The 20,419-nt window shown below is 39.0% G+C and carries 14 protein-coding genes; 11 read left to right on the top strand and 3 right to left on the bottom strand.

What is annotated here, in order from left to right; all coding sequences use genetic code 11:
- Nucleotides 1-6: 6 nt before the first annotated feature.
- The 5 genes from PaeCFBP13512_RS00380 (at nt 7) to panD (ending at nt 4,932) form a co-directional block, all read left to right on the top strand.
- Nucleotides 7-1,329, top strand: coding sequence for a CCA tRNA nucleotidyltransferase (locus PaeCFBP13512_RS00380; protein WP_137220623.1), 1,323 nt, complete (start codon nt 7-9; stop codon nt 1,327-1,329).
- Nucleotides 1,326-2,297 carry a biotin--[acetyl-CoA-carboxylase] ligase gene (locus PaeCFBP13512_RS00375; RefSeq protein WP_137220622.1) on the top strand — a complete coding sequence of 324 codons (972 nt, stop codon included), beginning with the start codon at nt 1,326-1,328 and terminating at the stop codon, nt 2,295-2,297. Before PaeCFBP13512_RS00380 ends, PaeCFBP13512_RS00375 begins: the two co-directional genes overlap by 4 nt.
- A 484-nt stretch (nt 2,298-2,781) precedes the next feature.
- Nucleotides 2,782-3,654, top strand: coding sequence for a 3-methyl-2-oxobutanoate hydroxymethyltransferase (gene panB / locus PaeCFBP13512_RS00370; RefSeq protein WP_069327943.1), 873 nt, complete (start codon nt 2,782-2,784; stop codon nt 3,652-3,654).
- A complete protein-coding gene (panC, locus tag PaeCFBP13512_RS00365) occupies nt 3,651-4,556 on the top strand; it encodes a pantoate--beta-alanine ligase (RefSeq protein ID WP_137220621.1) in 906 nt (301 codons plus the stop codon). Before panB ends, panC begins: the two co-directional genes overlap by 4 nt.
- Complete coding sequence (gene panD / locus PaeCFBP13512_RS00360) at nt 4,549-4,932, top strand: aspartate 1-decarboxylase (RefSeq protein ID WP_069327945.1); 384 nt, start codon at nt 4,549-4,551, stop codon at nt 4,930-4,932. The genes panC and panD overlap by 8 nt, the downstream gene beginning before the upstream one ends.
- A 462-nt stretch (nt 4,933-5,394) precedes the next feature.
- On the opposite strand, the gene PaeCFBP13512_RS00355 is transcribed toward panD, so the two are convergent.
- Complete coding sequence (locus tag PaeCFBP13512_RS00355; RefSeq protein WP_137220620.1) at nt 5,395-9,105, bottom strand: S-layer homology domain-containing protein; 3,711 nt, start codon at nt 9,103-9,105, stop codon at nt 5,395-5,397.
- A 454-nt stretch (nt 9,106-9,559) separates the two neighbouring features.
- On the opposite strand from PaeCFBP13512_RS00355, the gene dinG reads away from it, so the two are divergent.
- Genes dinG through PaeCFBP13512_RS00335 form a run of 4 tightly spaced genes read left to right on the top strand, consistent with a single transcriptional unit; the run spans nt 9,560 to nt 14,977 of the window.
- Entirely contained in the window at nt 9,560-12,454 is a 2,895-nt protein-coding gene (dinG, locus tag PaeCFBP13512_RS00350; RefSeq protein WP_137220619.1) for an ATP-dependent DNA helicase DinG, read from the top strand.
- Nucleotides 12,451-13,098, top strand: a complete 648-nt coding sequence (locus PaeCFBP13512_RS00345) for a redox-sensing transcriptional repressor Rex (RefSeq protein WP_069327948.1) — start codon at nt 12,451-12,453, stop codon at nt 13,096-13,098. The genes dinG and PaeCFBP13512_RS00345 overlap by 4 nt, the downstream gene beginning before the upstream one ends.
- Nucleotides 13,091-14,398: an amidohydrolase gene (locus PaeCFBP13512_RS00340; RefSeq protein WP_069327949.1), complete on the top strand. Its 1,308-nt coding sequence runs from the start codon at nt 13,091-13,093 to the stop codon at nt 14,396-14,398. The genes PaeCFBP13512_RS00345 and PaeCFBP13512_RS00340 overlap by 8 nt, the downstream gene beginning before the upstream one ends.
- 30 nt (nt 14,399-14,428) lie before the next feature.
- On the top strand, nt 14,429-14,977 hold the full coding sequence (locus PaeCFBP13512_RS00335; RefSeq protein WP_137220618.1) for a cell wall elongation regulator TseB-like domain-containing protein: 549 nt from the start codon (nt 14,429-14,431) through the stop codon (nt 14,975-14,977).
- A 78-nt stretch (nt 14,978-15,055) separates the two neighbouring features.
- On the opposite strand, the gene PaeCFBP13512_RS00330 is transcribed toward PaeCFBP13512_RS00335, so the two are convergent.
- Nucleotides 15,056-16,744: a methyl-accepting chemotaxis protein gene (locus tag PaeCFBP13512_RS00330; RefSeq protein WP_137220617.1), complete on the bottom strand. Its 1,689-nt coding sequence runs from the start codon at nt 16,742-16,744 to the stop codon at nt 15,056-15,058.
- Between the two features lie 24 nt (nt 16,745-16,768).
- A complete protein-coding gene (locus PaeCFBP13512_RS00325) occupies nt 16,769-17,794 on the bottom strand; it encodes a sugar ABC transporter substrate-binding protein (RefSeq protein ID WP_069327952.1) in 1,026 nt (341 codons plus the stop codon).
- A 348-nt stretch (nt 17,795-18,142) separates the two neighbouring features.
- Between PaeCFBP13512_RS00325 and PaeCFBP13512_RS00320 the strand changes: the two genes are divergently transcribed.
- Entirely contained in the window at nt 18,143-18,670 is a 528-nt protein-coding gene (locus PaeCFBP13512_RS00320; RefSeq protein ID WP_069327953.1) for a hypothetical protein, read from the top strand.
- Nucleotides 18,670-20,172 (top strand): AAA family ATPase, encoded by a 1,503-nt coding sequence (locus PaeCFBP13512_RS00315; protein ID WP_069327954.1) that lies wholly within the window; start codon nt 18,670-18,672, stop codon nt 20,170-20,172. The genes PaeCFBP13512_RS00320 and PaeCFBP13512_RS00315 overlap by 1 nt, the downstream gene beginning before the upstream one ends.
- Nucleotides 20,173-20,419: the final 247 nt, after the last annotated feature.

Here is a 20,419-nt window from a genome sequence, read left to right as displayed (position 1 = left end):
TAGACCATGCAATGGAAATGGGTAGATCCGCAAACGGCGGAGCAGGGACAATCTCTGCTCCGCCGTTTGACTGATCAAGGATTTGAAGGATATTTTGTAGGTGGATGTGTACGTGATGAATTAATGGGGCGACCGGTCAATGATATGGATATTGCAACCAATGCCACACCAGAGCAGGTAATTGCTTTATTTGAACGTACCATTCCGACAGGATTAGAACACGGTACAATTACCGTTTTGATTGAAAATGAGCCTTTTGAAGTGACTACATACCGTACGGAAACGGAATACGTCGATCATCGTCGTCCAGAACAGGTACAATTTGTGCGTGAACTGAGTGAAGATTTGCGCCGACGTGATTTTACAATGAATGCTATTGCACGGGGGATAGATGGAGAGTACGTCGATCCTTTTCATGGCATCGAAGATTTACGCAATGGAATTATTCGCTGTGTAGGTATAGCGGATGAACGGTTTGAAGAAGATGCATTACGGATGGTACGAGGGATTCGATTTGCTTCGGTGTTTGATTTTGAGATTGAACAGCAGACATGGCAAGCGCTTCTCAATCATCAAGCTTTAATCAAACATATTGCTACTGAACGTATTCGTGTCGAAATGGAAAAAATGATAGCAGGTCCATATCCGTATCATGGGATTGAATTGCTGTTAAGCAGTGGATTGATTCCTTATATGAAAGTCGATGTACCTTGCGAAAAGTTGAATCTTGATTTACTACGCTCATTAGAATCATTACCCTCATCGCCATTGGTTTTGCGTTGGACATTGATTGCATTAGCGTTAGGTATGGATGAACAACAGATCAAGCAATATTTCAAATCATGGACATTTCCAAATACAATCACAGATCAAGTATCTAAAATCGTACGGATGAATCAGCGCTTATATGATGGAATAGTAGAACAAGAATCTGTATCACTGGTAGAGAATGAAGTGGTTATAGAGTCAACATCCAGCATCGATCAGTCTTATGTGAGATTTGTTAGTTGTGTATTGGATTATGGGAAAGAGATTGCTCAACACTGGCATACAATGTATCCTGTTTTACCATCCACACAGCAACAACGATTATCTACCATCGGACAGCAAGCAGATAGTTGGTTAGAGCAGTTAACGATTTACAGTCTAGCTGATCTACCGATTAAAGGACAAGAAGTGCTGGAATATGTAAAGATTCCCGCTGGAAAATGGTTGGGCGAATTATTCAATGAGATTCTACTTGTTGTTGCTACAGGGCAATTGGAAAATAACAAAGAGGCTATATTACATTATGCAGATCAAGCCTTAGTAAGGAAGGGATTACGATGAATGATGAACATCTGCTTCAATTGCTGAATGAACATCCAGGACAATATATTTCAGGTGAAGAAATCAGTCGCCGCATGTCGGTGAGTCGAACAGCCATCTGGAAAGGAATTAATCGTTTGAAAGAAAAAGGGTATGAATTTGACTCGACTTCTCGCAAAGGATATCGGATCACACGTCGTCCAGATCGATTCGATGTCACAGCACTACAATTAGCATTAAGTGAAAAAGGTTCGTGGGGTCAACCTCTACATTTATTCGAGTCTGTACTTTCTACACAGGATGAAGCACGAACTCTTGCAGAACAACAGACCGCTGAAGGGACATTAGTAATCTCTGAAGAACAGACCGCAGGTCGTGGCAGACAAGGAAGACCTTTCTATTCACCATCTGGTAGAGGCATCTGGATGAGTCTGGTGATGCGTCCGACACAACCATTACAGTATATGTCTCAATTAACATTACTGGCTGCTGTAGCGGTATGTAGAGCGTTACGTAACATCACACAATTAGATATCGGCATTAAATGGCCGAATGATCTATTAATAGATGGACGCAAAGTATGCGGTATTCTGATCGAATCGGCGGCGGAAGATGGATGTGTACGTTATGCGATTGCAGGTATCGGTATAGATGCTAACTTAACAGCAGAAGATCTGCCAGAACATTTACAGCCGATTGCAACTTCTCTACGAATTGAATCCGGTCAGATCGTAGATCGTACAGTTGTTGTCGCTGAAGTGATCTCTGAACTAGAAACGTTGTATCAATTGTATGCAGAAGAAGGATTCACCCCCATTGCAGCTTTATGGGAAAGTATGGCGATTTCAATCGGCAAATCGATTCAAGTCCACAATGCACAAGGTTCTTTACAAGGGATTGCTCAAGGTCTAGGGATGAACGGTGAACTGTTACTACGCCTTGCTGATGATCAGGTGGTTCCTATTTATTCAGGAGATATCGAATTTTAATTTAAAAATAATTGTGACTCAAACTAGTGAATTTAAGTATTTGTTCTGTTATACTATATCGGAAGACGGTATCGGCAAGACCGAACCGTACTTTTTGATGTTAACTTGGTGTTACCAGCGCTTGGCAATATAAGCGCTTGGCAGTAAAAGTACATTATGCAAGCCGCTCTAATGTTCACTCAATTACCGAGGTTATCTGTCTGTTGAAAAGATCACTGTTATTCAGCAGAAATAAACCTACAATTTTTGAGTCGCAGATTAGAGTACTAACTGAATAGGTATCCCATCCAGGATACACATGTGAAGCGAGGTGTTGGCTTACATTCAATTCTGCTCTGAGCCGTTTTATAGGACCGAGACAGGAGAGATGATCGCAAAGTGACTCTTTTTTGGACTCAGGACCTTTTTAGTGAACGACTAGACTAAAAGGTTTTTTATTTTGTCCGAAAGACTATACCCAACTTAAAAGGAGCTTGATGTCACCATGGCAGCCAAAATGCCGCTTAATATTTTGAAAATGAAAAAAATGAAACAGGAAGGTCATCCGATTACGATGATTACCGCCTACGATTATCCAACAGCTCAGCTTGCCGAAGAAGCGGGAGTAGATATGTTATTGATTGGAGATTCGTTAGGTAATGTCGTGCTTGGATATGATTCGACGATTCCTGTAACTATAGATGATATTGTATACCATTCGCGTGCAGTTGCTCGCGGCGCAGGATCTACGTTTATCGTAGCTGATTTGCCTTTTATGACGTATCACGGAAGTATTGACGAGACATTAAAAAGTGTTCGTCGATTAATGCAAGAAGGTCATGCTCATGCAATCAAACTTGAAGGTGGTGCAGAGATTGCAGATACCGTCAAAGCGATTGTACAAGCAGGTGTGCCGGTTATTGCGCATATCGGTCTAACTCCACAATCGGTACATCAGATTGGTGGATATCGGATTCAAGGGAAAGACGAGAAGGATGCACAACGTTTATTGGACGATGCTCTGGCATTAGAAGCGGCAGGCGCATTTGGAATTGTGTTAGAGCTTGTTACCGAAGAAGCAGCGACAACCATTAGCCAAAAGTTATCGATTCCAACAATTGGTATTGGAGCAGGTCGTGGTTGTGATGGTCAAGTGCTAGTGTTCCACGATGCAGTGAAATACACATCGTCTTACCGTGAAAAACGATTTGTTAAAACGTATGCGGATATAGGCGATACCATTCGTACGGCTTTGCAAGAGTATGTCAATGAAGTGAGAAGCGGCGCATTCCCAGCAGAACAGCATGTGTTTAGTGGAGATCAAGAAGCATTAGGATCATTGTATGGAGCCAAACGGAAGGTGGAGACTCAATCGTGAAAGTAGTACGTAGCATCACCGAAATGAGAACCGAAGTCAAACAATTGCGCAAACAACGTTCGACGATAGATCATGAAGCAACAGTTGGACTTGTTCCAACAATGGGATTTTTGCATGATGGACATGCTAGTCTAATGCAAAAAGCAACAGAAATGAGCGATATTATAGCGATCAGTATTTTCGTTAATCCGATTCAATTTGGACCGAATGAAGATTTCGAACGTTATCCTCGTGATGAGAAGCGTGATCTTGCCTTAGCTGAAAAAAATGGAGTCGATCTGGTCTTTATGCCAGATGTTGAAGATATGTATCCTACACCAATCAAAACCCATGTCACTGTTGCTGATCTCACAGATACACTATGTGGTGCTTCGCGTCCAGGTCATTTTGATGGGGTATCGACTGTAGTCACCAAGCTTTTCAATATTGTAAAGCCTGATTATGCGTTCTTCGGTACAAAAGATGCACAACAAGTTGCTGTGCTTCGTCAAATGGTGACTGATTTGAATATGGATGTGAACATTGTCCCTTGTCCGATTGTCCGTGAACAAGATGGACTGGCACTAAGTTCTCGTAATGTGTACCTATCTCGTGAAGAACGCGAACAAGCATTGGTGCTTTCACGTTCCTTAAATAATGTACAGCAACAGATTCGTGATCAAGAGGATATGACAGCAGGGCAAGTACGTGAATTCCTGCGTACATCGATTGCTCAATCAACCATTGCTGAGGTTGATTATGCAGATATTTTAAGTTTTCCACGGTTAGAATCGTTGGCAGAGCATACTGTTTTAGCTGAGTTGGATCATGAAGTGATTATTGCATTGGCTGTCAAATTCGGACGTACTCGTCTGATCGATAATGTTATTCTGGAAGCGAAAGGTGTTGCGCTACATGTATAGAACAATGATGAAATCCAAAATTCACCGTGCTACAGTAACGGAAGCAAACTTGAATTATGTAGGTAGTATTACGATAGATGAAGATCTAATGGATGCGGCAGATTTGCTTGAAAATGAAAAAGTACAAATTGTTAACAATAACAATGGTGCTCGCTTGGAAACTTATGTGATCGTAGGTGAACGTGGGAGCGGAGTTGTCTGTCTAAATGGTGCAGCAGCACGTCTAGTACAGCCGGGAGACACTGTGATTATTATTTCGTATGCGATGATGAGTGCTGAAGAACTAGCCACTCACCGTCCGACGGTAGTATTCGTTGATGAAACGAACAAAGCAGTTATGGAAGCTCACAAAGAAGTTCACGCAACGATTATGTAAGAATGAGGGTTGAATAAGGCTTGGTGGGGGCGTTTTTAGTTACCTCGCTTCGGGAATGGAATTGTTCTTGTCGTCGCTGATTGACTATAATCCCTGTTATATACCGCATAGCGGTAGGGATTATAGTCAAAAGGCGATCGCTTCGCTCTTTCAGAACAATTTCCATTCCCTTCGCTAGAGCGGGTAGCTAATACGCTGTTCACAAATAGTTTATTCAGGTTGGCTTGCCAGGGGCATTCTTGGTAGAAGAACATTTTATAGATTGAAGGATTGAAGGATTGAAGGATTGAAGGATTGAAGGATTGAAGGATTGAAGGATTGTGTTAGTGGGAGGATCTGGTGGGTAAGGGACTAGGTTCTTTTTTGTTTTGAAATGATAGAAATGAGGTTGGTAGATAATGCAAAAAGAAGAAGTATCCTTTTTAGGATGCTTCTTCTTTTTGTATGGATAGAGGATATATGTTAATCAGTGATGGTGTAGTTAGATGAAGCGGCTATAATATCTGCTTTTGCCCAGTGGGTGGATGGGACGTCAGTCCATGTGGTTGTTGAGGTTTGAGTTTTATCTAATTTGAGTACACGGTTAAGAGTGGTTACGGCTTCAGCACGAGTTAGTGGTTGATTAGGTTTAAACGCTGTTGGCGTTAGACCTTGCATAAATCCAGCTTGATTCACTCGTTTAATATCAGCAATAGCCCAGTTGTTTTGAATATCTGTAGCATTTGATGTTCCTGTGCCACTTAGTTTTTGCCAGCGGCTGATGATCGTTGCCATCTCAGCACGTGTAATGGCTTGATTGGGCTTAAATGTACCATCAGGTAGTCCACTCATCAAGCCATTGGTTTGTACATCTTGAATTGCTTGGTGAGCCCATAGCGAACTCGGAACATCTAAGTAAGAAGTTGTAGATTGCTCAGATGTGGAATGTGTACTTAATCGAGATAGCATAGAAGCCATTTCAGCGCGAGTCACTTGTTGGTTCGGACGGAATGTTTGATCACTATATCCTTGAATATACGCTTGATACACATTCTGGCTAACTGTTGATAGATTAGCTGGAACTGGAGTCGTTGCTTCCAATTTTGGAGATGGTATATCCAAAATCGTAAATGTGCTAAACGCAGTCACTGTAAATTTCAAACCTGTCTGACCGTTAGCTTCATTAACTACAGTCGGTTGAATTAACTCATGCTCTCCATTGCTATGTTCTACAAAAATGCGAAGTTGTTGTAACCATTCTGTTTTAGCAATCGCATTTTGAGGAATAGCCTTAGCATCTACAGGCATAACCAGATCTACTGACTGATTCTGCAAATTCGTTTCAATATTCATCGGTGTACCAACGACTGTGATATTTCCATCTTTGGATACATTTTTAACAAGTGATTGTTGTTGTGCACGTAACTTCACAGCATTTTGATCGGTAGAAGAGGTTAAAGGAGTGACTTGAAATTGCAAATCGTTTTTTAACGATTGTAATGATGCAGTTGGAATAGCCAATTGAACATGTTCTGTATTAAAATCCAAGTTCATATTAGCTTGATTTAGACTGTTTAAAGCTGTTTGCGGCATCGTCATTTTCAATGAATTAGCAGTGTTTGGAATAGTAATAGTTGCTGTTTTTTGATTATTTGCCTGTAATTTATTAATTTCTGTTTGTAATTTGTCTGTAGAAAATAAAATACTGGATTGCGGCTGTCCATTTGCTGAAGATATTTGTGTTGTGCTACTTATATTATTAGCAGATAGTACAGTTGATTTACTAGTATTGGTTGCTACATTAGAATTACCATTTGTATTCGATGAATTGGTATTTTTATCATCGGATTCTTTGACGTTCACTGTTGCAGTTGCTTTAAAATTGCCATCTACAGTAGTTGCTGTAATGATTGCAGTTCCTTTAGCGATAGGTGTAACCATTCCATTTTTCACCAGTGCTACTTTCTCATTGCTACTCATCCAAGTGATATCTGCTTGAGTTGCGTTAACAGGAGCAACGGTTGCTTGAAGAGTTACAGGTTGATCTTTCTTATTGATTGTAAGTGTAGAAGTACTTAGTGTAATACCAGTAACATCTACAGTTTGTTTAGGATCTGTAAAGTCTAGTTTTTGAATAGCTGGTCTCCCATTGAAACTACGATCAAAACTACTTCCATAAGCAGTACCATCAGGTAAGAAAACAATACTATTATCATTATTTTTTTTAATTTCCTTTAAATCATTAATGTTTAACGGCAAGGTAGTTAATGATGAAGATTTGGCTTGAAATAGATACCCATTATTTGCGTTAATGTATAAATTTCCAGCAGGACTCACATCAATATCATTTGTTTGATTAGGAAAATCAATCACTAATTTTGGAGTGTCAGCAGTAGTCCCATCCATTTTAAAAATTTGACTGATTTTATTTTTAGTTACAGACATATAAAGCTGATTTTGATGATCAAAAGCTAAACCATTTATATACAATCTATCTTCATCTGTAAAATGATAATAAGGTTGGCTTAATGTTGAAAGCTCTTCTTGGGTTAATGGTGTTGAACGATTTAAATATTGAGCATCTAATTTAAATATATAATGGGTAGCATACAGCGTGAAAAATAAATTTCCGTGTTGATCTACAGCCACAGCATTTGCCAAAGGTGTTGCAGCAAGTAACGATCTTTTGTAACCATTACTTGTTTTAATAACCTCATAAAATCCTTTTTCATGATTAGTAATATATAAATGATCTTTCCAAGCCGTCATAGCAACTATATGAGGAATATCTAATCCTTCTATACTTAAAGGAAGAGGTTTAACAATTACTTGTCTGGTTACTTCTAATGCTGCAACATTTGCAGGGTTAGTTGCATTATAGTGAATAATATAATGACCTGGAATAGAAGTATTTAAAGAATCCACAGGTTTGCTATCAAGTGTATAAGTGATTTTTGTTGTGAATTCAGAATATGTCGCATCCTGTACAGTTATACCTTCTTCTACATAAGTATCACCAACAAAAAGACTAGGATTATAATCTCCTTTTAATGTGATTATAGGTTTAGAGCGAGGATAAATAGCTTTAATTTTTCCGTTATCGTTATAATAGCCTCGACCATCAGGAAGGAAAACCATTCCTTTGGCATTAGGATACAATGAACCGATATCGCGATATAATTCTGAAGCATCATCAGATACGGGTAATTGTTTTAATTTATCAGCAGGTATTTTGAAGAAGCCATGTTTTGCAAAGTCAGGTCGAGATACATTTCCGTTAAAGTAAAAATTATCATTTTTATCTAAAGCCATAACTTGAAAATTTTCAACATCTGATTGTATGATTGCTTCTAACTGTTGACTATTTTGATTCCATCTATACAAAACAGCATCAAAATAAAAAACAGGATTAGCAATATAAAGTTGATCTTGAGAATCAAATGCGATATTAGAAATATTTTCTATAGGTTCCTGACCAGCAGGCGCTTTGTCGCTAAGATCTAAATAAATAGAGCTATAATTACGAAGCTCTTCTGAATTTAGAGGAGAACTTTGCAAGTATTTGGCATCTACTTTGTTAATCTTTGCTTGATTTTCTAAAGTATAAAATAGGTCGCCAGCTTGGTTGAAAGCAACAGTGACAATAGTATCAGCATAGTAACCACCATATACGATAGAAGTAACTGTCCCAGAGCTTAATTCAACTTTTGATATGCCTGAACTACCTTTTGCAAGATAAACAGAACCGTTGTGATAAGTCATACCCAAGTTACTAAGGATATTCAATTGATCAATATCATTTTGATTTGCAGTAGCAACAACATCAACTGTACGTTTTGAAGGATAAGATCTTTTTCCGGCTGGATTCTCTGCAACATATGTAATGACGTATACTCCAGGTATATTAGTATCAATCTGACTTACTGGTACAGAATTTAAAGTATATGTAATATCAATTTTTAATTCATCTTTACTATATACACTATCCGATACATTCCAGCCTTCTTCAATAAAAGGTTCTCCTTGCTTTAATGTTATATCATAGTCTCCAGAAAGACTGAAGTTAGGCGTACTTATAACCTCATTACTTGCTACCAAATTACTTGTTTCTTCCTCACTTGCAAAAAGCGTAGCAGGCGCTGACCCCATTAATGTCACCACCAACACTAAAAACATCATCATAAACTTTCTCATTTTACTTTAATTCCCTCCATTTATAATTATATTGAAATCCTTTACTAATATAACAGATGCTACTCAATATGGGTAAATTAAAATTCACACAATTTAAAGCTATATGATATTTTATGTAACTCTATATATGTTCCTCATTTCCTGCTTCTTCCTAAACGAGTTATTCAAAATTATGCTTATGCACCTACACCAGCGGAGAGGAGAAAATCATTCTGAAAGAGCGAAGCGCTCGCCTTTGTAAATGAATCCTGACTGTGAAGCAGTCATTTAAAGGATTCATTTACAACAAGCGACGACAAGAACGATTTTCTCCTCGCAGCGCCACCCCACGAAAAGCTAAAATTTAAATAACCACCCACCCTTTGATTTTCAAAACCGTCTTCTTCTGGTATGCTGATAGGTGAACATTTCGACATCAGGTTGAGACGACAGCAAGGAGAGGATTTAGACATCCATGAAATTTGCCGTACTGGATTTTGAGACCACAGGTACTCAGTCCACCGATGATATTATTCAAGTTGGGCTTGCCATTATAGATCATGATTTAAGTATTTCCACCGTATATTCTTCTATGGTGAAGCCAGGAGTGCCTATTCCTCCTTTTATAGAAGGTTTAACCGGAATTAAAAATGAAGATGTAGTCGACGCTCCAGAGTTAGATGATGTCATTTTGGAGATGATTCCTCTACTAGAAGACGCTGTGCTTGTTGGGCATAACGTTGGATTTGATTTAGGATTTTTACAACGAGCTTTGGATCAGACCGGATATTTGGCTTTTACAGGTCGAGTATTAGATACTATGGATTTATTGCGTATTTTTTTTCCGAATCTTTCAAGTTACCAGTTAAGTATGGTCAGTAAAGATTTAGGATTTGTCCATGATCGTCCTCACCAAGCAGATAGCGATGCGTTAGCGACAGCTCATGTATTTCTGAAATGTTTGGAAGAATTGAATGACCTCCCATTGATTACGGTACAACGATTATCTGAACTATTTGATAATCAGGATAGCGATCTAGGTTGGTATTTTGATGGAGTACGGATGGAGAAAGAAGCACAGCCGATTCAAGATTTAGACGAACATCGCTTTTTCCGTCAATTGGCGTTAAAAGTAGGCGATTGGAATGAGATTTTACCTGCTCATGAAGAGCGTGGAAATATGCCACTTGCCGATGTGTCCTTTGATGAATTTTTGGAGCAAGTGAAACAGAATTTGCGTAATTTACTTCCTCATTATGAAGAACGTGAACCGCAGAATCGGATGTTTGAAGAAGTGATCAAAGCGATGACGGATGATAAACATCTATTGATCGAAGCAGGAACAGGAACGGGCAAATCGTTAGGTTATTTATTACCTTCGATCTATCATAGTGTAAAAGAAAACGATCGTGTGATGGTAAGTACACATACGATTAATTTGCAAGAACAGTTACGAGAACGGGATATTCCATTACTGACTCAAGTGATTCCATTTACATTTCGTGCTGCCGTATTTAAAGGACGCCAGCATTATTTGTGTCTGCGCAAATTTGAGCATAAAATAAATACAAAAGAATTTCAAAGTCCTAAAGAAGATGTATTGATTGCAGCTCAAATGATTGTCTGGTTAAATTCGACGGAAACCGGTGACGATGAAGAGCTGAACATGGGTAACCGTGGAGCCGATTTCTGGGAGACGGTAGCGAGTGATACCGATTCTTGTCTTGGTCGTGCATGTCCGTGGTTCCGCAAATGCTTCTACCATCGTGCGAAGCATGAAGCAGGTACAGCTGATGTCGTTATTACGAACCATTCCAAATTATTTACCGATGTCAAAGCAGGGCACCAATTATTGCCTGCTTATGATCGATTGGTGATTGATGAAGCGCATCATTTAGAAGATGTAGCAGGTAAGCACTTGGGTATGCATATGAAATATTTCACATTGGTTCATCCGTTACTTCGTTTGTTCAAAGACAGTAAAAATGGTCAGCTGGCTATTTTGCGTCAACAGTTAGGTTCATCTGGTAATGAGCGTGGTATGGATTGGGCGATAGCGATAGATAATCTATATCCTGAAATTGTAGATGTCAAAGAAAACTGGGACAAATTGAGTGAATTATTATTTGCTTTATTACCTCAGCGTAGTGATGCTGCTCCGGGAGAAGCTGGACAATTTACATTACGTTTGTTACCTGAGAAGCAACCAACAGAATGGACGGTAATTACGGATTTGGAGAATCAGATCCATATCGGACTGAGTCAATTGATTCGTAAAGGCGAACAAGTAATGAATCAGATCAAAGAAAGCGATGAACAGTTAGGCACAGATAGTCTGGTGACTGATGTATCGGGTCTATTCAAAGATTTGACTGTCGTTCGAGACGATCTACGTCAATTTGTGAAGCTGGAAAGTACAGATACAGTCTACTGGTATGAAGCCAATGGAAATTACCGTAGCAAGTCTTTACAGATGTATGCTGTGCCTGTGGATGTGAGCAAGCAATTGAAAGAGTACTTTTTCGATAAAAAGAAAAGTATTATTCTAACATCCGCAACATTATCAATAGAAAAGAAATTCCAATATATGATTGAACAACTGGGACTTGTCGAAGCGGAAAAAGAAGGCAGATTGATGACTGAACAGTTATCTTCACCTTTTAATTATCGTGAGCAATCGCTATTGTTGATTCCACGTGACTTCCCAAGTGTCAAAGGCAGTGTCGGTGATGCATTCTTTGTAGATACATTAGCGAACTCGTTAGCAGAGACTGCGAAAGCAACGCAAGGACGAATGATGGTTTTATTTACCTCATATCGAATGCTCAAGCAGGTGTATGAACCATTAAAAGAGAAGTTATCACATAGTGATATTGCTGTATTTGGTCAAGGCGTTGATGGAGGGAGTCGGACGAAGCTTACTCGTAGATTCCAGGAGCGTTCTGCTTCTGTATTGCTTGGAACAAGTAGCTTCTGGGAAGGTGTCGATATTCCTGGCGAAGCATTAACATGTCTGGCGATTGTACGATTACCTTTTCAACCGCCCAATCATCCATTGCTAGAAGCCAAAAGCGAACGGCTTAAAAAAGAAAAGAAAAATCCATTTATGAAATTATCTGTACCGCAAGCAGTTATCCGTTTCAAACAAGGTTTTGGTAGATTAGTACGGACATCTAGTGATCGGGGAATCGTTATTGTCTATGACACTCGTGTGATCGAGTCCTATTATGGCAAGCATTTTCTATATTCATTACCCGGTCCCAAAATGGAACATATGCCGACAGAGCAGATGGTACCCCGTATTACAGAATGGCTTAGCCAGGCCGAACCTGAAAAGGAAACTGTAAATCAAGAGGGGGAGCAAGCATGAAATCCGACAAAATATCAGAAGCAGTCGTGCGAAGACTACCTGTATACCTTAGATATCTGAACGAACTTCACACCCGTGAAGTTCCCACAGTGTCTTCGCAAGAATTGGGACAAAAATTAGATTTGAATCCAGCACAAATTCGCAAAGACTTAGCTTATTTTGGAGATTTTGGACGTAAAGGAATCGGGTATGATGTATCCTATCTGATTGAGAAAATACGTCATATTTTAAAATTAGATCAACAGATCAATGTCGCACTTGTAGGTGCAGGTAATCTAGGGCATGCCCTTTCGAACTATAATATGTATTTGAAAGAAACGATGAAAATCGTAGCTGTGTTTGATTCTCTTGAACCCAAAGTCGGTTCGATGATCAATACATTAGTTGTACAACCGATCGAAGAACTTGGAGCAACAGTCAAAGCGAAAAGTATTCGTATTGGTATTATTACTGTGCCTAATATTGAAGCACAGCGTGTAGCAGATCAATTGATTGAAGCAGGGATCGAAGCCATTTTGAACTTTGCACCGATTATTTTGAAAGCTCCACCGCATATTCGTGTACACACTGCTGATTTTACAACGGACTTACTAAGCCTTGCCTATTATCTGGAAGATGGAAAGGAACATGAAACTAATGAATAACACCTCGAACAAATGGGTTATCAAAAACGGTATGTTTGCTGTAATGAGTGAAGAAAAATCGATGCTTTTCGGACATATGGTGATTGAAGATGGATGGATCACTTATCTTGGAGAAGAAGAGCCTGTGATTGAAGAAGGAACAACAGTAGTCGATGGTAATCATTTGTTCTTTATCCCGGGTCTAGTGAACAGTCATGGTCATGCGGCAATGTCTTTGCTACGTGGATATGGCGACGACCTTGCACTACAAGTATGGTTACAGGAAAAAATGTGGCCGATGGAAGCGAAGTTTACCAGTGACGATGTATACTGGGGAACATCATTATCTGTACTTGAAATGTTAAAAGGCGGTACTACGACATTCCTGGATATGTATGATCGTTCAGAGCGTGTTGCTGAAGTCGTAGAGCAATCAGGAATGCGTGCTGTATTGATGCGTGGTGTTATCGGCTTATGTTCAGAAGAAGAGCAAAAGCAAAAGTTACAACAATCTATCGACTTTGCACGGGATTGGCACGGTCAAGCTGATGGACGTATTACAACAATGATGTCTCCACATGCGCCGTATACATGTCCTCCTGCATACATCGAACAATTTGTACAAGCAGCACATGACTTGGATTTGCCGCTGCATACACATATGTCTGAGACGTTAGCTGAAGTACAATTAAATGTAACTGATTATGGATTACGTCCTGTAGCTCATTTGGAGAAATTAGGATTTTTCACGCGTCCAGCCCTTTTGGCACATGCTGTTCATTTGAATGATGAAGAGATCGAAATGCTTGCGCAACATAAAGTAGCTGTTTCGCATAATCCAGGTAGTAATCTGAAATTAGCAAGTGGTGTTGCTCGTGTTCCTGATTTATTACGTGCAGGTGTAGTCGTTTCTTTAGGAACAGATGGCCCGGCAAGTAATAACAACTTGGATATGTTTGAAGAGATGCGTTTGGCAGCTCTTATTCATAAAGGAGTATCCGGAGATCCAACAGCGGTACCTGCATTAGAAGCATTGAAAATGGGTACAGAATACGGTGCGAAATCTGTATTTTTGAATGACGTAGGTACATTTGCTGTCGGTATGAAAGCCGATATTACGGCATTAAATGTAGATCAACCGCATTTCTTGCCACGTACTGACTTTATCTCACATACCATTTATTCTGCATCAGCTAAAGATGTATTGCATGTCTGGGTAGATGGTAAGCAATTGATCAAAGATGGTATATCATTAACACTGGATGAAGAAAAAATTCGTCATGAAGCCCAAAGTGCTTTTGAAGGTTTGCTCAAACGCTAACCGGAAGTCGACAGGAAAGGATGGCGTGTTTTGCGAAATTTGGGAAGTGGAAAATGGATCGCAATCATTATTGTAGTAGTAGGATTGCTTGTATTAGGTGTTAATCAATTTTATGTTCATGTTATGGCGCAGCCATGGAGTAAAGAGCAGCTGGCGATCAACAGTGCACAGGAAAAGGCTGATATCGTATCTGTGACACGTACATTTAATTCTGTCTGGACAGATACTTCAACGTATTGGGTAGTTGAAGGTAAGAACATAGCACAAGAAGACCTTATGGTCTGGGTGAAGTTCAATATTGATGGCTCAGTCGCTGAAGGTGCTAATGCCGTACATGTTGAGAAAACAGCAGGTACAGTGACATACGAAAAAGTAAATGCTTTACTACAAAATGATCTGCCTGGAGCAGAAGCTGTACGTATTGTTCCCGGTTCATTCAAAGGAAAATATGCATGGCAAGTCTTTGCCAAACTCAATGAACGTTACTATTATATTTTTTATAATTTCCGTGATGGAGCTAAATTAAGCGAACCGATGGAACTACCAGCGATATTAAAAGGAACAGGTCAAGAAGAGTAACTCAAAAAGCATGATCTTTTGAATTCAGTGTATGAATTCATCCAGATCATGCTTTTTTGTTGTAATGGAGATATAGGATTATAAGCGGAATTGTAAAACAGTGCTTTGTAATTTCTCTGCCATCGCATGAAGTGTAGCCGTATGCGCTGTGCTTTCTTCAAGGAAAGCTAACTGCTCTTCTGTAGCCGCACTTACACTTTCGGTATTTGAAGCGACATGATCGGTTAATCCTGAAATATTTTCCATCGATTTTACAATTTTCTCCGAATGACCGGATAAATGATGAAGCGAATCGGTGACTTCTTTAATCTCAGCGGTTGTATGATCGGTCAAAGTTTTGATCGTATTGAACAGATTTCCTACAGAATGGGCAGCCGTGATACCTTGACTCACTTCTTTAACCATACTTTCAACCGATTCAGTTGCACCTCTAGTCTCATTCTGAATCGTATTCACGAGTTCTTTAACACGTTTAACAGAATCATTCGTTTCATTGGATAGTTTGCGAATTTCGGAAGTTACTACAGCAAATCCACGTCCATGTTCTCCAGCCCGAGCCGCTTCAATCGCAGCATTCAGTGATAATAGACCTGTTTGTGAAGCGATAGAAGAAATAGCATTATTGATTTCTTCGATTTCACTAGAGCGTTTGTTAAGCGACGAAATAATGATTTCCAGCTTACTCATCCGTTGCTGAATTTGATCCATTTGATTCATAACATGAGATATTTCTTTATCACCTAGTAAAGCTTGTGTCTGTGCTTGTTGAGCGACATTCATTGCTTGTTGACTGCTTTGATCGATCTGCTGAATATCTTTATTCACATCATATACAGCTTGTAGACCGCCTTCAACAATTTTGACCTGATCTTGGGTACTATTTGAGAGGTCTGACATAATATCAGCTACATGTTCTGCTGCTTTGCCTGTTTCAGACGTTCCACTTGCTACATCTCTAGAAATAGAAATGACCTGTGCTGCATTATCATTAATTTCATGAACGAGATGCCGCAGATTATTTTTCATACTGTTAAAAGAAAACGCTAGCTCGCCTAGTTCATCTTTTTGCTTGACGGTTACATCTTCAATATTAAGATCACCTGTAGATATCGCTTTAGCCGCTTTATTTAATTTCTGTAATGGCTTGGAGATCAGACGAGAAATAATGATACCGATGATAATAGCTAGAGCAAAGTTAATAACGCTGATCGTAATTGCTAGTTGACGAGCATGTAATACTTTTTGCAGATTTTCATTTTTAGCAGTTTCCATAAGAGCATCTTGCTGATCTGAAAATTGTTGAGCAAATTTAACAATAACACTACCTACAGGAATAACGATTGTAATGATATCGAGATAAGACTGATCCAGTTGTGTAGGAGGAAGGTTAAATAATTCTTGAGCATGTGTTTTGTAATAGTCATTCATTTTGAGCATGTAATCTATTTTTTCAGTATCTTCAGTAGAGACGACTAGACTTTTCATATCTGTTAAAAGTTGGGTCGTCTGATCGTTGGTACTTAATAATTGAGAACCATAATAAGAATCACGACTTAACATATAGGTCTGCATATATCCATTTTGACTGGTCGCATAAAACTTTAAATTATCGGCTTGCGATTTAAGTGTGACATAACGATCTAGAATTGTACTCATTGATTTTTGTATTTGTTGTAGAGACATAATATAAATGACTCCTGCACAGCCAGCAATCAGGGCAATGGCAAGAAATCCAGCTAAAAGCTTATGCAGGATAGATAGACGCATCAGAGACCACTCCTTTATATATAATCATTTCCATTTGGCAATATACTTTTCTGTATTGGCTTCGGTAATTAATTCATAAGGAATAATGATTTCTTTTTCGACTTGTTTACCATTTGCAGCTTCGATCGTAGTTTTGAGCCCTTGAGATCCTTGAGCAGCCGCATTTTGATAAACAGAGACTTTTAACTTATTGGCTTTCATAAAATTAAGAGCGTCCATCGTACCATCGACACCGGCAAATATAATATTTTGATCTTGACCTTCCACTTGTGCCGCCAAAATAGCGCCAATAATCATTTCATCGTTATTGGCTACCACCGCATCAATTTTTTGACCGGATGCTAACCATTTAGCCATCAATGCCATACCTTTAGCACGATCATAATTAGCGGTTTCTTCAAAAACGATCTTCATATTCGGATATTTGGCAATAACGTCCTTGTTACCTTGAGTACGGTTTATCTGGGCATCACTACCCATATCGCCATCCATAATGGCAATATTACCTTTGCCACCTAACAATTTAGCCACTTCGTTCATTTGAAGTGTACCGGCAGTCAAAGAATCAGAGCCGATGTAAGATGTGGTAGTTGTTAATTCTTTAAACGTACGATTTACCGCAATAATAGGAATATTCGCTTGATTAGCTAAATCTACAATCGTTTTGGAAATAGTAGCGTCCATCGGTAAAAAAGCAATTGCTTTGACATCCTGAGCAATAAATTCTTTGATTTGTTGAAGTTGAATAGAGGGATCATTTTTGGCATCTGCATAAGTGACAGTGATATCAGGTTGTGTTTTGGCATAGTCTTCCATACCAGCCTCTACATAACTGATAAAGCGATCATTCATATCTGGAATAGATACACCAATAGTGATCTTTCCTGCTGTGTTAGTCGTAGTTGTAGGAGTTGTTGCTGCTGTAGTTGTAGAAGAGGCAGTAGAATCGGTTGTAACAGGAGCTACAGAAGGGCTAGAAGTACAACCCGAAATAAGCACAATCAGAGCGATCAACAAAAGAGCGGGGGGAAACCGAAAAAATACGCGCATTGCCTAACCTCCATACTATTCATTTTTAGAAATATATAACGTTTACATTTTGAAAACAATTTAAATGAGGACAAAATGTGACAAGATATAAAGTATATCGACACAGGGTGTATTTTTAATAATAGGGAGTTTTATTTATTTTAAAGGGGAAAAAAGAAAGGGCTGAATATTACTAAAAGTAGTGCTATTAGAAATCAAAAAACACATATGATATACTAGATATAGATAAATAAATGTGAACATAACAAAAAAACCTATCCATTAACTGTTACCGATAGGCTAGAAGATGCCGAAATAAAATATATGTTGCTATGTACATCGTGTTGACTACATTAAAGGAGGACGTATATGAAACTCCGTATCATGCCTATTTTTATTACTGTAATCGTATCTGCCACTGTACTTTTTGGTGGATGGTTTACGTATCGTCAGCTGACTCTCTACAGTCCGCTAACAAAAATTGTACAGAACTATCCTGGGGTCAATAACTCTCATATTAGTATTAACCCAAAAGAAGTCATGTTGAAACTCGATCTTGCACCTTCCGCAGATTTAGGTGGTTTGGTACAACTATTGAATAAGCAAGGAACAGATATTTGGGGAAAACGTACACTTCAACTTGAAGTCACTGATCACTCCAATACAGAACTAGATAAAGTATGGGAAAATGCAATGTTCTCTGTCTCTCAAGCAATGGCTACTCAAAAATACACTGAAATTCCGCAAACGGTTGAAAATATTATGCAAGCTAATAAAGATATTCAAGTGAAAGCAGAAATGGATGAACGTAATGTATACGTATCTTTGAGCAATGGTAAAGGAAGCAAATTCCTGATCTTGCCACGTCATTCCCAAGTCACAGGAGGAAGCGCCTAATGCCTAAATCAACAAAAGAGATTGTTATTGGATTTGTACCTGTATTACTCATTTTTCTTATTTTTATAGGGTATAATATTTTACCATTACTATTGATTGCTGCTCTGGCTGGTGGAACATTTTTGGTTCTGCAAATGCGTGGTGGATTAGCTGTAGGTGCTGCTCAAGAACGCAAACGTAAAAAAAATGGTCCGCTCAAATTAACGTTTGAACAAATTGGTGGTCAGGACAATGCTAAGCGCGAATTGCGTGAAGCCCTTGATTTTCTTGTTCGTCATGATGAAATGAACAAATTCGGAATTCGTCCGTTAAAAGGTATCTTGCTGACAGGTCCTCCGGGGACAGGTAAAACATTGATGGCCAAAGCGGCTGCTCATTATACCGATTCTGTATTTGTAAGTGCTTCAGGTAGTGAATTTGTAGAAATGTATGTCGGTGTTGGTGCAGGGCGTATCCGTGATCTATTCAAAGACGCTCGTACTCGTGCCGCCAAAGAAAATAAGCAAAGCGCGATTATTTTTATCGATGAAATAGATGTTATTGGTGGAAAACGTGAAGGTGGACAACAACGTGAGTATGATCAGACGTTGAACCAGCTGTTAACCGAGATGGATGGGATCTACAGTAATGAAGCGCCACGTATCCTAATTATTGCAGCAACCAACCGTAAAGAAATGCTGGATAGTGCATTGTTACGCCCGGGTCGTTTTGATCGTCATATTCAAGTGGATCTACCTGACAAAAAAGGTCGTAAGCATATTCTAGAGCTTCATGCAGCAAACAAACCGCTTGGAGAAGAAACGGATCTGGATAAATTAGCAGAAGAAGCATATGGATTCTCTGGTGCTCAATTAGAAAGCGTGATGAATGAAGGTGCAATCTATGCGATGCGTCAGAATGCAGATCATATTTTGCAAAGTCATTTATCTATGGCGATTGATAAAGTCATGATGGGTGAAAAAACAGATCGTGAATCCAGTGTCGAAGAAAAGCGCCGTGTCGCTATTCATGAACTAGGACATGCGATTATGGCTGAAGTGGTTCGTCCGGGCAGTGTAGGACAAGTAGCGCTTAGTCCGCGTGGACAAGCACTGGGTTATGTACGTCATAATCCTGCGCAAGAACAATACTTGTATACGAAGCCATTTTTGGAAGAGCAAATCATGATTGCTCTAGCTGGAGCGGCGGCTGAGGAAATGTATTATGAAGGACGGAGTACAGGTTCTAGAGGTGATTTTGATCAGGCACTCAGTATTGTACAAACGATGATGGAATCGGGATTGACCAGACTTGGAATTGTAAGTATGAATATGGTTCCTAAAGAACAACTAATGAAAGAAAATAATACAATTCTTGAAGATTTAACCAGACGTACCAAGGAAATTCTAGATAGTCGCCGTCTTATTTTTGACACATCTTTAGACATTTTGTTAAAAGAAGAAGTGTTATCTGGCGAACAATTTCGACAACAGTTCAAGAAAAGTTCAAATGTACCAGCATAATTTAAAATGCTGGTACTTTTTTTTTACTTTTTGCCTGCGCTACGCTATTATTAGATGTTGGAGAGCATATCAAAGCCTGACGTTACGTTTTGATTTTTTAAGCTTTAATATACGTGTACATCCGATCAATTGCAATCGATCGATGTATTAGGTATGAACGTAAGCTATAGAAAAGAAGATAACTAATTAAAGGCTTCAAAGGATATAGACGGAGTAAAATGAGTCTATACACTTTATGAATATTGGA

Origin of the sequence: Paenibacillus sp. CFBP13512, assembly GCF_005233705.1 — a bacterium.
In the GTDB taxonomy this organism is placed as follows: domain Bacteria; phylum Bacillota; class Bacilli; order Paenibacillales; family Paenibacillaceae; genus Saccharibacillus; species Saccharibacillus nuruki.
Note: the sequence above shows the minus strand (reverse complement) of the source record. Positions and strands in the feature narration are given on the sequence as shown.